The sequence below is a fragment of the Saccharibacillus endophyticus genome, from assembly GCF_013185185.1.
Taxonomy (GTDB): domain Bacteria; phylum Bacillota; class Bacilli; order Paenibacillales; family Paenibacillaceae; genus Saccharibacillus; species Saccharibacillus endophyticus.
Genome location: NZ_JAAZWE010000003.1, coordinates 118,484 through 140,162, shown reverse-complemented (window position 1 = coordinate 140,162; position 21,679 = coordinate 118,484). Strand labels below are relative to the sequence as shown.

General features: G+C 54.4%; 19 protein-coding genes. 7 read left to right on the top strand and 12 right to left on the bottom strand.

The features are described from left to right. Positions 1-104 precede the first annotated feature (104 nt). The 9 genes from HRQ63_RS11945 to HRQ63_RS11905 form a co-directional block, all read right to left on the bottom strand. Positions 105-1,418: an ABC transporter permease gene (locus HRQ63_RS11945; RefSeq protein ID WP_172243809.1), complete on the bottom strand. Its 1,314-nt coding sequence runs from the start codon at positions 1,416-1,418 to the stop codon at positions 105-107. Beyond that, positions 1,415-2,176, bottom strand: coding sequence for an ABC transporter ATP-binding protein (locus tag HRQ63_RS11940; RefSeq protein ID WP_172243808.1), 762 nt, complete (start codon positions 2,174-2,176; stop codon positions 1,415-1,417). Before HRQ63_RS11940 ends, HRQ63_RS11945 begins: the two co-directional genes overlap by 4 nt. Before the next feature lie 66 nt (positions 2,177-2,242). Next, positions 2,243-3,727, bottom strand: coding sequence for a DEAD/DEAH box helicase (locus tag HRQ63_RS11935; RefSeq protein WP_172243807.1), 1,485 nt, complete (start codon positions 3,725-3,727; stop codon positions 2,243-2,245). 426 nt (positions 3,728-4,153) lie between these two features. Then, on the bottom strand, positions 4,154-4,573 hold the full coding sequence (locus HRQ63_RS11930; protein WP_172243806.1) for a universal stress protein: 420 nt from the start codon (positions 4,571-4,573) through the stop codon (positions 4,154-4,156). Between the two features lie 33 nt (positions 4,574-4,606). Continuing rightward, entirely contained in the window at positions 4,607-5,842 is a 1,236-nt protein-coding gene (locus HRQ63_RS11925; protein ID WP_172243805.1) for an MFS transporter, read from the bottom strand. Further along, positions 5,839-6,315: a MerR family transcriptional regulator gene (locus tag HRQ63_RS11920; RefSeq protein ID WP_229714167.1), complete on the bottom strand. Its 477-nt coding sequence runs from the start codon at positions 6,313-6,315 to the stop codon at positions 5,839-5,841. The genes HRQ63_RS11925 and HRQ63_RS11920 overlap by 4 nt, the downstream gene beginning before the upstream one ends. A gap of 181 nt (positions 6,316-6,496) precedes the next feature. Further along, positions 6,497-6,793, bottom strand: a complete 297-nt coding sequence (locus tag HRQ63_RS11915; protein WP_172243804.1) for a hypothetical protein — start codon at positions 6,791-6,793, stop codon at positions 6,497-6,499. A gap of 197 nt (positions 6,794-6,990) precedes the next feature. Next, positions 6,991-7,767, bottom strand: coding sequence for an SDR family NAD(P)-dependent oxidoreductase (locus tag HRQ63_RS11910; RefSeq protein ID WP_172243802.1), 777 nt, complete (start codon positions 7,765-7,767; stop codon positions 6,991-6,993). 51 nt (positions 7,768-7,818) lie between these two features. Continuing rightward, positions 7,819-8,277 (bottom strand): chemotaxis protein CheX, encoded by a 459-nt coding sequence (locus HRQ63_RS11905; RefSeq protein WP_037291136.1) that lies wholly within the window; start codon positions 8,275-8,277, stop codon positions 7,819-7,821. 536 nt (positions 8,278-8,813) lie between these two features. Between HRQ63_RS11905 and HRQ63_RS11900 the strand changes: the two genes are divergently transcribed. The 7 genes from HRQ63_RS11900 to HRQ63_RS11870 all read left to right on the top strand — a co-directional run bounded on the left by HRQ63_RS11900 (position 8,814) and on the right by HRQ63_RS11870 (position 18,079). Then, a complete protein-coding gene (locus HRQ63_RS11900) occupies positions 8,814-9,716 on the top strand; it encodes a LysR family transcriptional regulator (protein WP_172243800.1) in 903 nt (300 codons plus the stop codon). A 39-nt stretch (positions 9,717-9,755) separates the two neighbouring features. After that, positions 9,756-10,565: a histidinol-phosphatase gene (locus HRQ63_RS11895; RefSeq protein ID WP_172243798.1), complete on the top strand. Its 810-nt coding sequence runs from the start codon at positions 9,756-9,758 to the stop codon at positions 10,563-10,565. A gap of 204 nt (positions 10,566-10,769) precedes the next feature. Then, a complete protein-coding gene (locus HRQ63_RS11890) occupies positions 10,770-12,563 on the top strand; it encodes a sensor histidine kinase (protein WP_172243796.1) in 1,794 nt (597 codons plus the stop codon). Further along, positions 12,538-13,983 (top strand): response regulator, encoded by a 1,446-nt coding sequence (locus tag HRQ63_RS11885; protein WP_172243794.1) that lies wholly within the window; start codon positions 12,538-12,540, stop codon positions 13,981-13,983. The genes HRQ63_RS11890 and HRQ63_RS11885 overlap by 26 nt, the downstream gene beginning before the upstream one ends. A gap of 353 nt (positions 13,984-14,336) precedes the next feature. After that, entirely contained in the window at positions 14,337-16,049 is a 1,713-nt protein-coding gene (locus HRQ63_RS11880) for an extracellular solute-binding protein (RefSeq protein ID WP_172243792.1), read from the top strand. Between the two features lie 221 nt (positions 16,050-16,270). After that, complete coding sequence (locus tag HRQ63_RS11875) at positions 16,271-17,161, top strand: ABC transporter permease (RefSeq protein WP_172243790.1); 891 nt, start codon at positions 16,271-16,273, stop codon at positions 17,159-17,161. A gap of 27 nt (positions 17,162-17,188) precedes the next feature. Beyond that, positions 17,189-18,079 carry a carbohydrate ABC transporter permease gene (locus HRQ63_RS11870; protein WP_172243787.1) on the top strand — a complete coding sequence of 297 codons (891 nt, stop codon included), beginning with the start codon at positions 17,189-17,191 and terminating at the stop codon, positions 18,077-18,079. A gap of 830 nt (positions 18,080-18,909) precedes the next feature. Here the strand turns inward: HRQ63_RS11870 and HRQ63_RS11865 are convergent. The 3 genes from HRQ63_RS11865 to sdhB all read right to left on the bottom strand — a co-directional run bounded on the left by HRQ63_RS11865 (position 18,910) and on the right by sdhB (position 21,390). Then, positions 18,910-19,503 carry a GNAT family N-acetyltransferase gene (locus HRQ63_RS11865; RefSeq protein WP_172243784.1) on the bottom strand — a complete coding sequence of 198 codons (594 nt, stop codon included), beginning with the start codon at positions 19,501-19,503 and terminating at the stop codon, positions 18,910-18,912. Positions 19,504-19,531: 28 nt separating this feature from the next. Beyond that, positions 19,532-20,338 carry an AAC(3) family N-acetyltransferase gene (locus HRQ63_RS11860; RefSeq protein WP_172243781.1) on the bottom strand — a complete coding sequence of 269 codons (807 nt, stop codon included), beginning with the start codon at positions 20,336-20,338 and terminating at the stop codon, positions 19,532-19,534. A gap of 263 nt (positions 20,339-20,601) precedes the next feature. Next, positions 20,602-21,390: a succinate dehydrogenase iron-sulfur subunit gene (gene sdhB / locus HRQ63_RS11855; protein ID WP_172243778.1), complete on the bottom strand. Its 789-nt coding sequence runs from the start codon at positions 21,388-21,390 to the stop codon at positions 20,602-20,604. Positions 21,391-21,679: the final 289 nt, after the last annotated feature.

Below are 21,679 nucleotides of genomic sequence, written 5' to 3'. Positions count from 1 at the left end.
AGCTTCATTCGACAATGAAGTTCAGGCTGTCGATATCATCGTTTTCTTTGCACACAAAAAATCCGGACAGCCAGCTGTCCGGATTTTCAGGTTGCTCGGATCTATTACTCGTCTTCCCCCTCCAGCTTGCGCCACTTCCGCCCGGCGGAATTGTGCAGCAGGAAGCACAGTACCCAAGCCGCAGCCAGTGCTCCGACCGCAAGCAGCGGATCGGACGGCAGCGTAAGCAGGAACGGCAGCCACATGAACGCCGAAGCAATGAACAGAACGCGAATCATGAGATGCAGGCCGGCGCGTACGCGCGAATCCTCGGGAATCGGGTAAAGCCCGAGCCAGAGCGAATCCGCATGAGTGCGGCGCAGTCCGTTAAGCTGCATCCCGATCATGAAGGTGAACAGCAGCAGCAAAGCAACGCCCAACCAGGATTCTCGGGCGAGCAGTTGGAGAACGAACCCGACGACCGCCAATCGAGCCGCCATTCCGAGCATATCGCCGCGAATAAACGAACGCGTCAGCAGGAAGCGATACGCTTCCTCCGGTTTCCACGGGATCGACCGTCCCACGCCCGACAACAGACTGCGACGATAGACGCGAGGGTCCTGCGTGGGCACGTCCACGAACCAGCCGAGCATCCGCATCGCGCGGCCTGCTTGTGCTTTTTCGACCGCGATCAGACGTTCCCAAGGTACGCGATGCTTGGGCGGGAAACGCAGCGCAAGCGCATAGAGCGCCGCGAGGACGACGATTGCGATAACGGACCAAAATAGCGGCAGCCAAAACCAAGCGAATACGATTGCGACGGATAACACCCAGCGCAGCAGCCGATAGACGTCGGATTGACGGGCGGAAACCATCCGATGTTCCTGCCAAGCACCGTAGGCGAACAGCAGTTTCAACCCGAGTACCAGCAGCAAACTCGCCCACAAATTCGCATGATCGTCCGGCAGCACGCGGATATAGATCGGCCAAGCCACGAGCAGCACGAGCCATGCCAGAAGCAGCTTGCCCGTAACGCCTGCGCGCCAAGCCGGGGCAAAGTACGCCTTCATTTGCGTTTCAAGCGGCAGCAGGAAGACCGTATCCGCCGATTGCAGATAGGTCCGGAAGCTGCTCCAAGCCGCCAGCGGGAAAATCAGGATAGGCAGAATCCATTGGATCGGAAAGCCTGCCGGCATATCCTGCAGGATCGACGTGTACCACGCCGAGAACAGGATCAACAACAGCAGGACCGATACGGCAAGTCCGCTTTGAATGATATACGGCATGTAAGGCAGGATGCGGCCCAGGAAAACCGAACGCCTTTTTCCCCGCATCGCCGTCATGCCTTCGGCCGTCATCGGAGCGATCGTTCCGGGCGCCCACGGAAGGCCGGACACGATCGGACGTCCGTTTTCGCCGTTTTCCGTGCGGCCGGTCATTGAATGCCTCCCGCGCCCTCGGCCCGAACCAATCGGTCGAACATGTCTTCGAGAGAAGCGCCGGGCATGTTTGCTGCCGCTCGAATATCTTCCAACGTTCCCTGCACGATAATGCGGCCTTTATGCAAAATCACGAAGCGATTGCAGTAGTTCTCGATCGTGGACAAGATATGCGAGCTGAGCAGAATCGAAGCCCCTTCGCGGTTGACCTCGACCATGTATTCCAGCAGATCGCGGATGCCGAGCGGATCGAGGCCGAGGAACGGCTCGTCGATCACGTACAGCGGCGGACGCGCGATGAAGGCGCACATGATCATGACCTTCTGCTTCATCCCTTTGGAGAGATGCGAAGAAAGGCTATGCTCCTTGTCCTTCATGTAAAAAAGCTTCAGCAGCCGTTCCGCCCGTTCTTCGAATACGGCATGATCGACGCCATACGCGCGAGCCGTAAACTCCAGATGCTCGCGTACCGTCAATTCCTCGTACAATACCGGAGACTCGGGCACGAAAGCGAGCGAAGCGCGATAACTCCCCGGGTCGTCTTTAAGCAGCGAGCCGCCGATTCGAACCTCGCCTTCCCGCGGGGACATCAGGCCCAGAATGTGCTTCATCGTCGTACTTTTGCCCGCGCCGTTCAGACCGATCAAGCCGACCATCTCGCCCGGAGCGACTTCAAAATCGACATCGTGCAGGACCGGCTTGTTCACGCTATAACCGCCGGTCAGCCTTCCTACCTTCAGGATGGCTTGTTCACTCATACTCCTTCACCTCTTCTGCGTCTATCTAATGCTCGAACTCGCGCGAGCCTCGCCATTCATCCGATCTTATTGTTGAGAAGGGTCCTGCGCGGACCGTTTATCTTTCAGCCATTTCGGTGCGCCTTTGTCTTTGTTCGGCTGCTTTTTGCCGCTCTTGGGTCCGCGACCAGCCGGAGCGGAAGGCTTGCCCGTATTTGCGCGGCTACCGGTTCCTGGAGCGGCCGAACGTTTCGGCGCCTCCCCGTGAGCGCTATCCGAAGTACCGCTGTCAAAGCTCGAAGTACGATTTTGACCTGACTCGTTCACAGCGGCGCTGCCTTTAACCGATATGTTCCGTCCGTTCGACGAAGGATTAGCCGGTTTTTTCGGAGTCCGGCGGGACGCCCCCGAACGGCGCTCGTCCGCTTCTTCCGGCGACAGCACGGCACCTTCGTACAACGCGCGCTCTACGATTTGCGTATCCAGCTCGCGCGAGAATTTGCGCATGATGAATGCTTGGCGGTCGGTCACGATCGACACGGACAAGCCTTTGCGTCCCATGCGACCGGTGCGGCCCGCACGGTGAACGTAATGCTCCGAATCCGCTGCCGGATCGAGATGCACGACCAGTTCCAGTCCCGGAATGTCCAAGCCGCGCGCGGCAACGTCGGTTGCGACGAGCAATCGGAACTTGCCGGAGCGGAACTGCGACAGCACCGTCGCCCGAGTGACTTTGTCCGAATCGCCGTACAGCGTGCGCGCTTCAAGTCCCAGGTGGTTCAGCTTGGCTTCCACTTCGGCGATCGTTTCCGTCTGGTTGACGAATACGATGACGCGCTGCGGATTGTAATGCCGCACGACGCGGCGCAGCGTATCGATCCGATCGCGTTCTTGGCACACGAAATACAGATGCTGCGTCAACTTCGCCAGCTTTTGTTCCGGTTCGATGCCGACATCGACCGGATCGCGCATCTCGCGATCCGCCAATCCGCGAACGTCTTGCCCCAGCGTCGCGGACAGGAAGATCAGCTGACGATCGCGAAGCGCTCCCTTGAGCAGTCCGCGCACATCGTCGGCTCCGCCCATTTGGAAAATTTGATCGGCTTCGTCGAGCACGATGGTGCGCACTTCATGCAGCTTCAGCTTGCGCGTGGACAACAGCTCGCGCAGGCGTCCCGGCGTGCCGACGACCAGATGCGGACGCTGGCGCAGCTTTTCGATCTGCCGAGCGGCCGAAGCGCCGCCGATCAGACCGATCGTGCCGATGCCGAGCGGAGCGCCGTACTTTTCGCCTTCGCGCACGATTTGCATCGCCAATTCCTGCGTCGGCGCGATGACGAGCACTTGGCTTTCTTTTTTCTCCGCATCGATCTTTTGAAGCAAAGGCAGCAGATAACTGAGCGTTTTGCCCGTCCCCGTCTGGGATTGGGCCAGTACGTCGCGCCCTTCCAGGATAGGCGGAATCGCTTCCGCCTGGATCGGACTCGGCTTGTCGATTCCGTATTCAAGCAATGCAGCCGTCAGCGCTTCGCCGATCCCGAGCTGCGTGAATTGTTCGATTTCTTTTGTCATTTCTTTGTTCCACCTTTAGATGTAATCGTTCGTGGCGTGAATGCCTAAGATTGAGATAACTTCTTTTATTATAGGGGCTCCCAAATGCAAATAGAAATACAAGATTCTCATACTGTTCTAAGCATACCAGACTGCAACGCCAAAAAGCACCCTTTCGCCTATTGAAGGGAAAGGATGCTTGATCAAGCTACAGACTTGCAATCTTGCAATCTTGCAGTTTGTACAACATTTTATGCGTAAAACGATACTGAGTAGGCTCAAGTTGTAGTTTTTGCAACAAAATCAGCAATAATGCGCCCTTGCAAACCTCTTATTTCGAAAAATGATGCATATTCTGCAACTTAGGCTCGCAGATTGGCACTTTTAAAAAGATAATCTTGTACTTTTTACAACTTTCCTTACAGAGTTACATCCCGCCTGTCCTGCTTATCGAATCGTCATCACCGGACACGGCGCGTGCTGAATGACTTTGTGGCTTACGCTGCCCAGCAGCAGTTCGGCCGCCAGGCCATGCCCGCGCGTGCCGATCACGATCAGATCCGCGCTCTCGCTGCGGGCGAACTCGCAAATCCCGCGCGCCGCATCTCCTTTTCGCACGGCTGTCCCGTAAGCAAGCCCCGAAGCCGCAAGCTTCTCCCCGGCCGACTGCAACAGTGCCAATCCCTCTGCCTCGATCCGCTCGTCCGGGTCGACGCCGAACGGCGGCTCATTCATCGACACGAACGAATCAATATGCAATGCCGTCACTTTCGGAGATTCAGCCAAAGACATCCCCAGCTTAATCGCTTCTTCCAAAGCCCGTACCGAACCTGCCGAACCGTCTATGGCTGCTACGATATGCTTCATTTTTCCCGCTTCCTCTCTGTAAAAGGTTGAGTCTTAATGACTGATCGCCGCATCGATATGCGACAGATGGCGACGTCTCAGCAGCAATGCGACAACCCCGATAACCACCATCGCCGCACCGAAGTAAAACGGCATTTCCGCGCTGAACCATTCCGCCAGTTTGCCGGCCAGGAACGGAGACACCGCGCCGCCCATAAACCGAACGAAGCTGTAAGCCGCGGATGCGGTGGAACGTTCGACCGGAGCCGACTCCATGACCGCCGTGGTGATCAGCGTATTATTGATACCGAGGAACGCACCGGCAACGATGACGCAGACGATAACGGTAGTCGGACTGCCCATCACCGTGCCGATCGCCATCGCCAGCAGGTCGATCGCGAACAGCGTCAGCATCACCGCCATTGAACGAACGGTACCGAAACGGCTTTGAATGCGCGGAGCCACGAATACGGAAGTAATCGCGAGCAGCAGACCCCAACCGAAGAACACGTACCCCAGTCCGTGCTCGTCCAGTTCCATCACGTAAGGCGAATACGCCATCAAGGTGAAAAAGCCGAAGTTGTACAGGAAAGCCACGATGCCGAGCGTCATCAGTGACGGAAACGCCAGCGCTTTAAACGGATCGGATAATTTGCTGGTCGTTTTCGGTTTCGGAATCTTCGGCAGCAGCACAGTGACGGCCACAAAGGCAAGAGCCATCAACACGCTGACGCCGAAGAAAGGTCCTCTCCACGAAATCGAGCCAAGCTCTCCGCCCAGCAGCGGGCCGACCGCGATCCCGAGGCCCAGTGCGGCTTCATATAAAATAATCGCTTTCGCCGTGCCCGACGTTGAAAGTCCCACAATCGCCGATAGTGCCGTTGCGATGAACAACGCGTTCCCAAGTCCCCAACCGCCGCGGAAACCGACGATCTGAGCGATGGTATCCGACGAACCGGCCAACGCCGCGAATACGACGGTGAGTAAAATGCCGCTGAGCAGCGTCTTTTTAACCCCGATCCGGCTCGAAACGAACCCCGTGATCAGCATCGCGACGCCGGTGACGAAGTTATAACTGGTGAACAGCAGCGACACTTGGCTCGGCGATGCGTCCAATTGCGTGGCAATCGCCGGCAGGATCGGATCGACCAGTCCGATGCCCATAAACGAGATAATGCAGGCAAACATGACGGCCCAGACCGCTTTCGGCTGCGATAAAAAACCGCCTTCCTTCAGGGATTTTCCCTCGGGAGGCAGTGTGTTGGCATGTATCGGCGTTTCGCTTTTCATGAGTTTTTCCCCTCCGTGATTTTGGTTTCAGGTTGATGTTCGTTTTGCAGATGTTCGTGTTCCAGTCTGGCAATCCCGGCGTTTACGCGATTACGGAACTGTTCCAGCTCCTGCTTCATCGCCAAAATTTTACCGACTTTCTCGTCCAGGGCGCGAAGCTGGGCTTCCAACGTACCGTCCATTTCGCGCAGCTTCTCCAATTGACGCTCGGGCTCGCGGATCTGCGGATACAGTTCGCGCTGTCCCGTCAATGCCTGCGCATAGCCCATATATTCCTGAATCTCTTGCAGCGAAAACCCCAGTACGTCGCGTGCCGAGATGACGCGCTGCAAATGCTCGATATGCGCTTGCGTATACTGACGCGTTCCGCCCTCGCTGCGTTCCGGGGCGGGCATCAGTCCGATTTCTTCGTAATAGCGAATCGTCCGTTTGGTAAGTCCCGTCTCCCGGGCGACTTCGTCGATTTTGAACACGATGTAACGCCCTCCTTTTTAATATAACAACTTTTACATATGTATATTACATCATAATAACGTTAACGTCAACGTTAGATTTGATCTTCAAACGACTTTACTGATAAAAAGTAAAGGCTGCATCTACGCAAAAGCGCGGATGCAGCCTAAAATAAACATTTAATATTGCAATGAAATCGGTTCATTCGGAAGCCTTTTCGCCCGGCATCGATTTAAAGCAGGCAATAAACGGCATCGGATCGGTATTTACCGTATAAGAAAACACGCCGATGCTCGTGTGCAGGTAGAGCATTCCGATGCCTCCGCCTATTCGGCGGTAAGAAATATCGAATACGTGTCCCAGTTCGAATTCCCGGCGATGCGTGGTGATCCGATCATGATACAGGTCAATCCGGCGGTCTGACACGCTGCAACGCTGCTGTCCTTCGCTGACTTCGCGCTGCACTTGATAATAAGCTTGCGAAGCGATCCAGGCCATCCCGTTCTCCCCCTTGCATCCGTGCTTATTCTTCCCTTATTTTTTAACACAAAAAAAGCCCTGCGAAAACGTCCTTCTTCGTAAAGAAAGAATTTTTCGCAGGGCTCCCGCGGCATCGTCTCAAGCCGGCTCGCAATTCGTCCCCCCGGATTCGTAACGATTGAGCAAGACTCTGCACGGGTGCATCGGATTTCGACTTACTTTAAATTGAGAAAACGACCCGCCAGCTTGTCCGCCGTCCGCGGCATCAGCGCGTACAATCGGACAGCCAAGCCGAAATATCGCGGAAGATCGATCTCGGCCTTGCGCGTCTCCATCATGCGCACAATCTCGCGAGCCACCTTTTCAGGCGGTAAAATGAAGCGATTGACGCTTTGGACATACGTGCCGTCCGGATCGGCCGTCTCGAAAAACGGCGTGTCGATCGGTCCCGGATTCATCGAAGATACGGCAATCCCGCTCCCGCGCAGCTCCTGGCGCAGCGAATTCATAAAGCCCAATACCGCGTGCTTGGATGCTGCGTACCCGGCCGATTTCGCCGTAGCGAATTTGCCGGCCATGGAAGCCACCGTCAGAACCTGTCCGCTTCCGGCAAGACGCATATGCGGAAGCACGGCCTTCGTACAACGGACAACGCCGAAATAATTGACGTTCATAATGCCTTCGTAATCCAGCATGTCCATATCTTCGACGCTCTCGAACAAGCCGTAGCCCGCGTTGTTGACCAAAATATCGATTCGGCCGTACTCCGCGATGATGCTTTGCGCGGCAGCTTGCACCGATTCCTCGGCGCCGACGTCAAGAACCACAATACCGTGCTTCCCGGGCACGGCATTCGCGGCTTCGCACAATTTGTTTTCCGAACGCGCGGTCAGGACCGGAATCCCTCCGCGTTCCGAGACCAAACGCGCGATAAGCGCCCCGATCCCGCTCGAAGCGCCCGTGATCCATACAATTTTGTTCGTTAACGTCAAGGCGAATGCTCCTTCAGAGCTTCTGGACTTTCATAAGCTCGCCTGTTCAGTTTACGAGATCAGGACTTGAATATCCAGCTCGCCGATCCCGTCCATCAGCAGCGGAATGGTCAGTGCCTTATCCGGCATGGTTCCCGTAAATTCTTGTCCGTGTACCACGTTCGGAGGCGTGATATCCACGGTTACGCCTTGATTCGACAGCAAAATCCCCGCATTGCCGCTAATCATGTTGCCCAGCTCCGAAATCGCGCTTCGGCCCATCTCATCCAGTTCCGTAATCGTGAAGCCGCCCATCATGGCGGATACGATCCGCATCGCGACCTGCTCGTGCAAACCGAAAATAATATTGCCTGTCAGTTGTCCGGTCATGCCGATTTGGATCCAGATATGGTCGTCGATCGGTTTTACGCTTTTGACCGCAAGCGTTCCCGTCGACGGGGAAATCTGAATGACCTGCTGGAGCACCAGCTTGGCCGATTCCAAAAACGGGTTGATTACCTCCGCTTTCATAACTTGTTCGCTCCCTACTGCTTAGGTTTTTGGAATCACGTATATCGGATAATTGGGACTTCCAACTCATTAACCTTTAGTCCCATTCTAGGTTATCCCAATTATACGCGAGACAGAAAAATAAAGCATCTCATTTTAAATGAATATTTTAAGATGAACATCCGACGAAACATATAACATATCGACCTTTTTCGACAATAAAGAGAGACGTAAAAAGATTCGAAAACGCACCGAACAAAGTAGGCTCGTTTGTTCGATCCGCGTCGAATTCTGAAAAAATCCGGCTTCTTCTTTTATCGCCAACGAAAGGCCTTTTTTTTACAGCTAAAGACCCATTTCCGAAAAAATCACGACTTAAGAAGGGGGTTTTTTCTTTTTCCGCCGCCGGCCTGTTTGTCCGATCGTTCAACGATTGTGCAGGGCGCACAAAAATCCCGATTTTTTTCTTCCTTAATATTATTCGTTTTCACATTGCTTTTCTTTTCATTTTGCACCTATAATTTAAGGAATCAATACGCGGTGGGAGGAGAAGTTTTATGAATATGAGTCAGTTGGAGACGCTCGTCACAATCTCGAAAACGATGAGTTTCCGCAAAGCCGGGGAACTGCTCAATCTTACACAACCCGCCGTTTCCGCGCAGATCAAAAGCCTTGAAGACGAATTCAAAGCCGTTCTGGTCGATCGCAGCCAGCCCGTCACGCTGACCGATCGCGGATTGGTCTTTCTCGAGCATGCCGAACGCATTCTCGCCGTCGTCGAGGAATTGAAACAAAAGATTACCGATCTCGAAGAAACGCCGCAGGGCCACATCATGCTCGGCACGACGACGTCAATCGCCATTCAGATTTTGCCGCGCGTGCTATCTTATTTCCAGAACCAGTTCCCGCTGATCCAGACCAGTATCCAGTCGATGCCTTCTTCGCAAATCTACAGTCTGGTCGAAAACGGCTCCGTCGATATCGGCATCGGCTATCTGATCGAACGCAATCCCGATCTGGAGACGTCCGTCCTTTACTACGATACGTTCGAACTTGTCGTCTCTCCCCAGAACGAATTGGCCCGCAAGGATAAAATTCGCCTGGAAGACCTCAAAGAAGTCCCGATTATCATGCTGTCCCCGGATACGGTCGGACGGCGCTTCGTCGAGCAGGTATTCAAGGAACACGGCATCGCGCCGCAGATCGCCATGGAGCTGTCCAGCAGCGAAGAAGTGAAGCGCATGGTCGAACTTAACCTCGGCGCCGCCGTGATCTCCAAGCTGTCGACCTCGAGAGAGGTGCGCCAAGGCTCCCTGATCCGATTGCCGGTCAAAGAGTTCGAGACCAGCCATCCGGTCGGCGTCATCTATCGTTCGGGCAAATACATCAACTCGGCCATGCGCCAATTCCTCGCCGATCTGAAAGGCATGCCGGAAACGCAATTTATCGGCTCCGAGTAACGCGCTTATTGGATTGCATGCAAAAAGGAGGTTCCGTCCATGAAGTTCGATCTTCATACCCATCACTATCGCTGCGGACATGCGGACGGCGATATTCGCGACTATATCGAGGCCGCTATCAAGGAAGGTCTTTCCGTCATCGGGATATCCGACCATATGCCGCATCTGTTCAGCCCGCTCGACCACCCCGCCCCGTCGATTACGATGTCGCGGCTGGAACTTGGGGCTTACATCGATGAAGTGCTCCAATTGAAAAAGGAATACGCGGGCAAAATCGACGTGCTGCTCGGCATCGAATCGGATTATTTTATCGACCACGAGCGCCCTTACCGCGAAGCGATTGAACGCTATCCGTTCGACTACGTGATCGGCTCGGTTCATGTCAGCAGCGGCAAAAGCATCTTCGACCGCAATCGCTGGGCAGGCATTCCGGCGGAGCAAATGATCGAGGCGAAAAAGGAATATTACCGCCTGATCGAAGCTTCGGCGCGCAGCGGCATGTTCCAGATTCTCGGCCATATCGACGCGATGAAAGGCTACTATCCGGCATTCGTCGATATTCCGGCCGATGATGCGATCGACTCGGCGCTCCGAACGATCGGCGAGTCGGGGCTTGCCATCGAAGTCAATACGTCCGGCGGGACCAAATTGTGCGGCGGCTGGTATCCGTCCGACGCCGTTTTGGAGCGCGCGCTGCATTACGGCGTGTCCATCTCGTTCGGCTCGGATGCGCATAAGCCTTCCCGCGTCGGCGAAGATTTCGATGCCGTGGCGAACAAGCTGCGGGATATCGGATTCAAGGAATGGATTTATGTCAAAGAACGCAAACCGGTGCCGGTTCCGCTGTAAAAGATCTCGGCAGCGCGCAGTGCGGCATGTCGTCGATCCGTTATTCACGAACCGAATCGTTTCGCTCCGCGAATACCGAAAGATCCGTTGTTGCCTTTGCGCGACGACGCGGTCTTTTTTTGATTTTTGCCTGCTTTTTCAAATTGCGCGGCACTGTGGTATCGGTTACAATTTGAGTGATTCTACGGCAAGGAAGGTGAAGGCATGAAAAACTGGCTCCGCCGCATGCGCCTGCCGCGGCCGGAACGCCTTACGTTGAAGAAGCGCATCCTGCTCATTTTCGCATCGGGCATCGTCATTCCTTTTGCCATTACGACATTCGTGTCCAACCGCACCATTTCCGTCATTTTGAGCGACAATCTGAACTCGGGCGTCCAAAGCAATCTGCATCAAATGCAGCTCTCGCTCGAAAATACGATCAGCAACTTGAATCACGTCTCGCAGCAGCTCGCCTATCCGGGCAGCGTCGGCAAATTGCTGGAGCAGTATCTATCAGCAGAACGCGCGTACGACCGGGCCTCGCTGATCGAAGAGATTCAAAGCGAGCTTAACCTGATCACGTTTACCAACCCGTCCACCGGTTTCGTTGCTTATTATTTTGCCGACGAAGACCGGATGCGTTTTGCCAATGCCGGACCGCGGGATCATTTCGATCCGGACAAACTGCCGCTGCTCGCCGCCTATTACGGGATTTCGTATTACGGGCCGCATGTCAGCAAGGACCGTTTCAACGATCAGTACGTGCTGTCTGCGTTACGGGAGGTCAGCCTGCCGGGACGCGGCCAAGTCTACGTGTATATTGAATCCGGTTTCAAACTGACCCAGAACATTCTCGACAGCGATAATATCGTCAAGACCTCCTCGCACTTGATTCTCGATAACGACCAACGGATCGCGTATACCGAACTGCCTGACGTTTTCGCCGAGAATAGCTCTTTTCGCCCGACTAGCGCTTCTATAGGGGAAAGCGGTCAAGCAATACCGAATTCGGGGTTGGAAGGCAATTATTATTGGTTCAAAGGCACAAGCAATCAAGGATGGAGCATCGTTTCCCTGATTCCGAAAAGCGATTACGAAGCGGAGAAAAGGCGTTGGCTTCAGATCATGACGATGCTGCTGCTCCTTTTTCTCGCAGTGGGGTTATCGACGGCAGGGTTGCTGTGGAAAATGGTATACAAACCGTTGAATCAGTTTAACCGCGATATGCACAACGTAGCGCGAAGCCGATTCGATAAACCGTCGCCGCCGACGCGCATTCCCGAATTTCAGGATTTGCAGCAGCAGTTTCATCATATGAAGCACCAAATCGCCGCACTCATCCATGAAGTGGAGCAAAAAGAAAAGCGGCGCGCGGATCTGGAAGTGGAAAAGCTGCTGTATCAAATCAACCCGCACTTCCTGATGAACACGCTGGATACGGCGCATTGGCTGGCAGTCATTCACGGGCAAAAAGAAATCGACAAACTGCTCGTTTCCCTCAACCGGCTGCTCTACTACAATCTCGGCAAGCTCGGCCAGGTGTCGACGATCCGGGAAGAAGTGGACTCGCTGCGCCAGTATTTGATTCTTCAGCAGATTCGCTACGATTTCGATTTCGACGTACGCATCCGGGTCGAAGACAAAGTGCTGGACGTTCCGGTTCCCCGTTTCATTTTACAACCGCTTGTGGAAAATGCCTTGTACCACGGACTCGACGACGAAGGGCATATCCAAGTCGATGTCCGCCGCGAAAACGGTTTTATCGAGTTGGCGATTCGCGACAACGGCGGCGGAATCTCCGAAGCCGAAATCCAACGCCTTCTGCATGAACAGACCTCCGCTCACGAAAAAGTCGGGATGGGGATCGGCATGAATTACGTGAAACGCATGATCGGCTCGCATTACGAAGGTCGAGCCAAACTGCTTTTGGAAAGTACGCCCGGTCAGGGAACAACGGTACGTCTATTACTACCCTATGAGGAGGGATCGACAGATGCTGAACGTGCTGATCGTGGATGACGACAAACTGGTAAGACGCGGGTTGATTTCGGCCATGCCTTGGGCGGAATTCGGCTTTCAAGTAGTAGGCGAAGCCCGTAACGGGGAAAAGGCGTTGGAGTTTCTGGAGACGCAGGAAGCGGATGTACTGCTGACCGATCTGGCGATGCCCGTGATGTCGGGATTGGAACTGATGCGCGAAGTACGGGTTCGCTATCCGCGCATGTTTATTGTCGTGCTGACGCTGCATCAGGACTTTTCGTATATTCAAGAAGCGCTTCGCCTGGGAGCGATCGATTATATTGCCAAAGTCCAATTGGAGGAAGAACGTTTCGAAGAAGTGCTGGAGCGAATTTGTTCGCGGATCGCAAGCGAGCGTCGCAAAGAAAGCTCTGCCGTCGTTCATTCCTCTTCCGCGGACCAAGGATATGCGTGGATGGCTCCTGCTTCATCCGACGCAGAGATCCGAGCCATGCTGCAACGTCTATCCCCTGCTCTGCGCGAACCCGATTTTTGGGCAGCTCCGGAATTGCCGGCGTGGCTCGCCGAAGATCCGACGGAAGCCCGGAAGCTGGAGGCTCTGCTGAACGGGGCGCCGAGTTGCCCGGAAAATAGCGCCATTCTTCGCCTGCATGGACTTCAAGGAAAAACCAAAGCCGAAATTAGCGCACGGCTGGCGGACTACGTGACGGGTGAATGGTTTTATGCCAGACAGCCGGATTTGCATCTGTACGATCTGGATCTGTCCCGTCAGACGCAGCAAAAAGCCGACACCGCAGCGGGAAGCACCGAGGGAGAACTTGCGCAGCGGACATTGGCGGAGCTGCGCAGACGCGGCTTCAAACCCGATTGGGTACATGAAACGGGCGAATTCGAAGCTTTGTTGAGCGACTTGGCGGAACTTCGATTGTCTCCGCAACGGCTGCACGGGGAGGTGCTCGGCTGGACCTATGCCTGGAATGCGATCTGTGAAGCGGCAACGGGTAAACGCCTAGTAATCCCGCAAGCGGCCGATTCGTGGTTCGAGACCGTACAGGAGCTGCATCGAATGCGGGATCAGCTTCGGTTCGCTCTCGGCGTGCAGCCTTATTCGAGCGAGGTGCAAGCCAGCGTAACCCAAGCCGCGGCCCTCGTCCGGGAACGTCTGTCCGAACCGCTGCAAGCCGGACGAATCGCGCACGAGGTCAATATGAGCCGCAGCTATTTCAGCCAATGCTTCCGCGATATCATGGGCGTTACGTTCAACGAGTATGTACGGCAGCAGCGAATAAATCGGGCCTGTTCGCTGCTGGTCGAGACGCGCAAAACCGTGCAATGGGTAGCCGAGCGTACCGGATATGCCGACGAAAAGTATTTCAGCCGCATTTTCCGCGAGCAAACCGGCCTGCTTCCGAGCGAATATCGGCAGCAGCATGTGTTCGAAGAGACAAATGTCCGCTGATCAGGGGGTGATTTGTCCGAAACTCCGGATCGCGCCGAAAACTTCGCACATTTACCTTACCGTTTCGCAGACCGCTTTCTATCCATGAAAGCGGTTTCTTCGTGTTAGATTATAGCTGAATCATCTATCTGCTAGGGCGTGTACGCAAACTCCGAGGAAAGCAGATTGATCTGAATTTTCGATCTATGCAAGGAACAATTTCGAAGGCGTGCCGGGGCACGTCAAGAAATTGTGACGAAGCGTCGCTGGAATCGTACACGCTTTAGGTACGAATCCAGCAGAGAACGAAAAGGCAGGTCAAGATGCACGTCGTTGAGTTTGCATACACGCCCTATAGAAAAGAGGGGAATGTCATGAAAAGAAAGGTCAAAGCAGCTTGCGTGGTCGCACTCTCGGCAGTGTTGGCACTTGGGGCTTGCAGCAGCGGTTCGGAGACGGCTACGGAGCCGACAACCGAGGAAGAACAAACCCAAAGCACCGAACCCGCCGATCCGTACGGAAGTTACGAAGAACCGATGACGATCAGCATCGGCATGCAGGTGGACCCGACGGATAAAGATTTGCCGGCAGGAGACACCCCGCTCGACAATCAGTACACGAGACAGATCGAAGAAGCTTTGAATATCAAAGTCGAGCATGCGTTCACCGCTTCGGCAGCCAACATGCGGCAAAAGATCAGCTTGGCGATCGCCAGCAACGATCTGCCCGACGCGATGGTCGTCAATGCCGTGGAACTGCGTCAAATGGTCGCCGCCGGGCAATTGGCCGATCTGACGCAAGTCTATGAACGGTATGCGTCTCCGGAAATCAAAGACATTATCGATAAAACGGACGGCGCCGCCCTCAAGTCGGTCACGTTCGACGGCAAGATGTATGCGATCCCCGGCGTGCAAGCCGATGCCGACGGCATACATATCATGTGGATTCGCCAGGATTGGCTGGACAAATTGGGGCTCGAACCGCCGAAAAGCATGGAAGAGCTGGCGACGGTCGCGCGCGCTTTCGTCGAAGAAGACCCGGACGGCAACGGAAGCGCCGATACGATCGGGATCTCCGGCCCGCAAAGCGGCGACGGCAAGATGTACGCCAACTTCCTGGAGTCCAAAAACAATCTCTACGGCTTCGACGCCATTTTCTCGGCTTACGGCGCTTTCCCGGGCTATTGGCTCGACGACGGCAGCGGCAAGCCCGTATACGGCTCTACCCTGCCGGAGACCAAAGAAGCGTTATCCGGCCTGCGCGACCTGTATGCGCAAGGCTTGATCGATCCGGAAATGGCGGTGCGCGAAGCGTCCGACGAGCCGATCATCAACGGCAAGTCCGGTATCTTTTTCGCTCCGTGGTGGATGGGTTACGGTCCGCTGACCAACGCGGTCAAAAACGATCCGGAAGCCGACTGGCAAGCCTATGCGCTTCCGTTGGATGCCGACGGCGCTTTCCGTCCGCACGCCGCGACGCCTTCGACCGAGTTCGTGGTCGTGCGCAAAGATTACGCCAACCCGGAAGTCCCGATGAAAATGCTGAACAATTTGTTTAAAAACGAGATGGAAAACACGTTCGACCCGAGCAAAGGCGGTCCGGGCTTCTATCCGCTGCGCGTCGTGTTCGCCCCTTCGGACGAAATCGAATTCACCAACAAAGCGATCAAAGAAGTGCTGGCCGGCACCAAAACGAAAGAAGATTACGTCAACGACCGTCCGTACAAGCTGCTCCCGTCCGATCTGGAGAACATCACCAAGATCAAGCAGGAGCCGTATGACGATTGGAGCATCGGAACCTGGACGCCGGACGCCGATTGGGGCGCCTGGACGCGCGCTTACTCGATCATGGTCGGCGGCAACCCCATCGTCGATACGGAGATGGAGCGAATCAACAGCCTGATCTACGAGCAGACGCCGCTGATGGAAAGCCGTTGGGTCAACCTCAAAAAGATGGAAGACGAAATGTTCCTGAAGATCGTCATGGGCGTCGCTCCGGTGGAGAGCTTTGACCAGTTCGTCGAAGACTGGAAGCGCCAAGGCGGCGAGCAGATCACGAATGAAGTGGCGGAAGCGATTCAACAATAGCTTGATGCGAACCGGACATGCGGCGCGGCTTATCGGGCACGCTGAATCGAGCAGATCCGAAAGCGGAAGCCGCTTGTCCGCGTTCATGTTCATCTTGCGCCGAAAACCGTTCCGTTTTTCATGCCGTTCGTGCCTGCACTGACGTTCTGCCCGCCCTCTTCGTTGCATCTTGTTCGGTCAGGCAGAGGCAGGCGTTTTCGTTTCAGAAAGGAGTTGAGTCCATGCGGATCAAAAGCTTCGACAAGCACTATTATCTCATGCTGCTTCCCGGTTACTTATGGCTGATCGTGTTCAGCATCGTGCCGATGTTCGGGATCGCGATCGCTTTTCAATACTTCAATCCGGGCAAAGGCATTTTCCATTCCGAATGGGCGGGCCTGGAGCATTTTCGCTACATGTTCGTGCTCAAAGATACGCGGGAAGTTTTTTTTAACACTCTGATCATCGCCGTTCTGAAAATTATTGCGCATCTGGTCGTGCCGTTGGTGTTCGCGCTCATGCTCAACGAACTGCGCAAGCTCGTGGTCAAGCGCTGGATTCAAACCGTCGTCTATCTGCCGCACTTTCTGTCCTGGGTTATTCTCGGCGGGATTATTCTCGACCTCTTCTCCTACAATGGTCCGGTGAATCAACTGGGAGCAATGTTCGGCTTCAAGCCTACCTTGTTTTTCGCTCAGGCAGAGCTGTTCCCGTGGCTCGTCGTCGGCAGCGACGTGTGGAAAGAGTTCGGCTTCAACACGATCATCTATCTGGCGGCGCTCACGGGCATCAATCCGGCGCTATACGAAGCCGCGGGCATGGACGGAGCCGGACGTTGGAAAAGCCTGTGGCACATCACCCTGCCCGGTATCCGCACGACCGCCGTGCTGCTCGCCGTACTCAGCCTCGGCAACGTGCTGAACGCGGGCTTCGATCAGATTTTCAACTTGTATAATCCGCTCGTGTATTCTACCGGAGATATTATCGATACATGGGTATATCGCACGGGTCTGTTGAACTTGCAGTATGAACTTGCGACGGCGGTCGGATTGCTCAAATCGCTGATTGGTTTTATTTTGATCAGCGTCTCTTATTTCCTGGCTTATCGGCTGATCAACTATCGCATATTCTAAAGCTATTTCAGAGCAGGAGGTACGTCTATGATCCGGGATCGAACATGGGGTTCGCGCCTGACGGATATCGCGATTCTGGTCGTGCTGATCGGAATCACGTTAACCTGTATTTTACCGATCTGGTATACCCTCGCCCTGTCGCTCAGCTCCAACTCTGCTGCGGCGGCGGGACAAGTGTGGTTATGGCCGGTCGGATTCAATTTCAACGCGTACACGCAAATTTTAAAAGACACGCAATTTTTCGGCTCGTTCTGGATCTCGATTCAGCGGGTAGCGCTCGGCGCGGCGTTGAATTTCGTCGTCGTGCTGCTGATGGCCTACCCGCTCTCGCGCACCGATCGGCAGTTCAAAGCCCGAGGCGTGCTGATGTGGATTCTGGTGTTCTGCATGCTGTTCAACGGCGGCTTGATCCCTCTGTATCTGACGGTAAAAGGTCTCGGCATGCTGAACAGCGTCTGGGCGCTCGTATTGGTAGGAGGCGCGCAGACGCTGGTGTTTAACGTGATTTTGACCGTTAACTTTTTCCGCAATTTGCCTAAAGAGCTGGATGAAGCGGCGTTGGTCGACGGAGCGGGGCCGTGGTATTCGTTATTCCGCATCTATCTGCCGCTTGCCGTGCCGGTGCTGGCGACGATTACGCTATTCAGTATCGTGTATCACTGGAACGAGTTCCTGTACGGCCTGATCTTTATGACGCGGGAGCAGTATTATCCGCTCCAAACGTATATTCAGCAGTTGGTCGTCTCGGTCGATCCGGCGACGATGAGCGAAGACCAGTACCGGCGGTTATCGGAACTGTCCAACCGGACGCTGGACGCGGCGAAGATCTTTATCGCGATGCTGCCGATCATGGTGGTGTATCCGTTTTTGCAGCGGTATTTCATTCACGGGATCACGTTAGGGTCGGTGAAGGAATAACCGGACGTCCTGTTCGGGAAAGAAGCTGGGGGGCTGCGGGAGAAATTCGGTCAAGACGCTGTCTCACTTGGAAAGCCTCTGGCTTTCCGCGTTCAAAGGCGTATTGACCTGAATTTCTCCCTCCGCCGCGTAACTTCTGTCGCGAAGGGCTTTCTCTATTCCTAGGTATAGGAATAGAGAAAGATAAATGCAAGGCGGATGATGATGTTGTCACATAGCTGTTGACTGACTTGGCATTTTGAACGCATTCAGTAGTTGGTTTGCGTGCGAATCGAACCTGTGGTTCGTCGCCTTCAACTTTGGAATCAAGACGGTCATGGCATGAAGTGATTTGGGTTGTTGCATGTAACTTTAGGCTTTATAAGCTGGATTGGCGGTTTAAGTACCGATTGTTGCGGAAAAGCAATAATTTTTGACGGTTTGGAGCATTTGGTGGGAATCGGCGGGGAATTGTTGCTTATTCGCAGGAATGGCGACTTTTTATTGATGATGAGCTTAAATTTATGCTTATATGCAACAATGGATATTAGATGCTTCCATAAAAGAAGCTGCCCCAGTCGTAAGAGTGACTTTGGGGCAGCTTTTTTGTATGTGAAAGATTGATTAGAAGGACAGCAAAATTAAGGCTTGAAAGCAGCCCTGACACAAAAAAAGTGACCCGGACGGTTGTCCGGGTCCAATCACTTCTATTTCAAAAGGGGGTCATGTCTTATTTATACCCCATGCATGTTAGAGAAAAATGTCGCTTATATTTCATTTGTGTAACAAATCCAGTTTTTTGGTAAAAAAGCGTTTCTGCCGTTTCAAAAAGCTTCAAGCTAATCGGGAAATCAGGCTTGGTTCTCTTTGAGCTTTTCGGGCGTTAGGGTGAATACGACAACACCCAGTTCGTCGTCGCGGCGTTTGACGCCGAAGCCGAATTCGGGGCGGTGTTGGCGTTCCATGCCGATCTTCGCCAAGACGCGCAGCGAAGCTGCGTTTTTGACGAAACAGCGGGCTTGAATGCGCTCCAGTTCCAGATGCTCAAAGCCGAAGTCAGCCAGGGCGGCTGCGGCTTCGGTGGCGTAGCCTTTGCCCCAATATTCGTGCGACAGGGCGAAGCCCAGTTCTGCTTTGCCGCCTCGGGCGTCCCAACGTTGGAACGAACATAAGCCGATAATTTCTTCGCCGCCGTGCAAAAAGATACCCAGATGAAGCGCGCTCAAGCTGCGGTAGGATTCTTCGATTTGTCGGTACATGCGATCCGGGTTGCCGACACCGAAAGTCCGTCCGGCTGACGCCAGATAACGGTTCACCTCGGTATCGTCAGCCGTGCGGCTCCATTTGCGAATATCTTCATGCGTCAAGATCCGCAATTCCAGACGCTCCGTTCGAATCGGCAACCAGCTCGGCAGGTTACCGGAAATTCTCTCTTTGTCCGCCATGTCTTTGTTCTCCCCTCATCATTATTCGTTAGCGGTACAACTCTAGCCAGCGTACGGCGTAATCCACCAGCACGCGCTGGCGAATCAGACGACATTCCGCCTGGCCGATTTTTCCGCGCGAAACGGAAGTGCTCCGTTCGGTCTCGAAGTCGGCTCCCATCCGTTCAAAATCATCCGAATCGAAATTGATATCGCCGAAGGATACCCACTCCGGCCCGTTTCCGCCTATCACTTTCGCCTTGGGACGCAGCTCTTTTTTCCCCCTATAGTTCGCACGATACTCTGCCAGATGGAAAGACGTATTCGTGCCGTATCCGGTCCCCAGCATCAGAACCCAAGCATCCCGCTCGTATAGGCGCGCGAGCGGCGAGCCCTCTCCCAGCCCGTAGCCCAGCGAATGATTATCTGTCACTCCGGCAGCTTGAGGTCCGCGTGCGGCAAAAGACAGATGCGGGTGACTGCTGCGAATCGTCCCGCGCTGTTTGCGAAACGTCTCGGGAATCGCTCCCATCCCCGTAGTCAGTGTCATGTCCGGATCGTAGACAGGCATCTCGTCCCTCACCAAATCCCACCAACGCGGATCAAGCGGCGGATTCATCCAAATCGCCGGATCGGTCAGTTCGGACGATTGCGTCGGCATCACGAGCGTCCCTTCTTCGCCGATCGCATCTTCCAGACCCAGCACGACGGCCTCCGCTCCGCCTGCGATCCATCCGCCTATAGCTTTGAGGGAGGAATGCACCAACAGCACGGAGCCGGGCTGCACGCCGATTACTCGGGCTTGTTCGGCAATCGAACTCCTTGTATGGGGTCTTTCCGTAATAAGTTGTTTCATTATTGTTTCTCTGCTCCTTCGGATTGCAAAAATCGTTGGACTTGCGCAGCCGAGCATCCGCATCGAATCGAACACGTTCTCAATCATGCGGACTGCACGTTGAATTTCATCCCCGCCGCGCAGGAAAGTGTTCTTTAAGTGTAACATGAAATGTTCCCGCAAAAAGCTTTTGGCGCAAACGAACGTACGCAAAAATCCGAGCAGCTCGTTGCCGGGCTGCTCGGATCGATATGCAAGTCGAAAAGCTTCTTTCGCGCAAAAGCTTACTGGGCGAACCAACGCTTGAACATGCGCTTGGTCGTCTGTTTGTTCAGATCGGCGATGGATGTCGTCAGCGGAATGCCTTTCGGGCAAGCGCGTACGCAGTTCTGCGAGTTGCCGCAGCCTTCGATTCCGTCCGATCCTTCCATCAGCATGTCCAGACGGTCGTCGGCGTTCATCTCGCCCGTCGGGTGAGCATTGAACAGACGGACCTGCGACAGCGCGGCCGGACCGATGAAATCGGTCTTGTCATTGACGTTCGGGCAGGCTTGCAGGCAGACGCCGCAAGTCATGCACTTGGACAATTCATATGCCCACTGGCGCTTTTTCTCCGGCATGCGAGGGCCTGCGCCCAGATCGTACGTACCGTCGATCGGAATCCACGCTTTGACTTTTTTCAACGCGTTAAACATCCGGCTGCGGTCAATGACCAGGTCGCGAACGACCGGGAACGTGGACATCGGTGCAATCCGAACCGGCTGCTCCAACTGATCGACAAGCGCCGAGCAGGCTTGGCGCGGTTTGCCGTTGATGACCATCGAACAAGCGCCGCATACTTCTTCGAGACAGTTCGACTCCCAACATACAGGCGCTGTCGCTCCGCCGCCCGCATTGACCGGGTTGCGCTGGATCTCCATCAAGGCGCTGATGACGTTCATCCCCGGACGGTAAGGGAGATCGAACTCTTCGGTGTAAGGCTTGGTCTCCGGCGTGTCCTGACGGGTAATGATGAATTTGACTCGTCTGGCTGTATTCTGAGCTGCGTTCGGTGCAGTTGTTGTTTCCGCCATCGTCTGTTCTCCCCCATTCATTTTACGGCGAGGTCTTGTTCTTTCAAAAGCATGACCTATCCGTTCAATCTTTTTATCGGGTTAAAAGAGGTTCCGCGTCATAGTTCAATGACGCGATCACTGTGATTTTTTAAAAGTTCCAGTTCGAGAAGAACGCACTTTTCATGAGTGCGCTTTACACTGTATTAGACGTTAGCGCTTCTTATGAAGCGCTTTATAATTAACTATCACCCAGAAAGCTCCTATAAGGAGCGAAGCGACTGTGCGGAGGGAGAAATTCAGTGCAGGA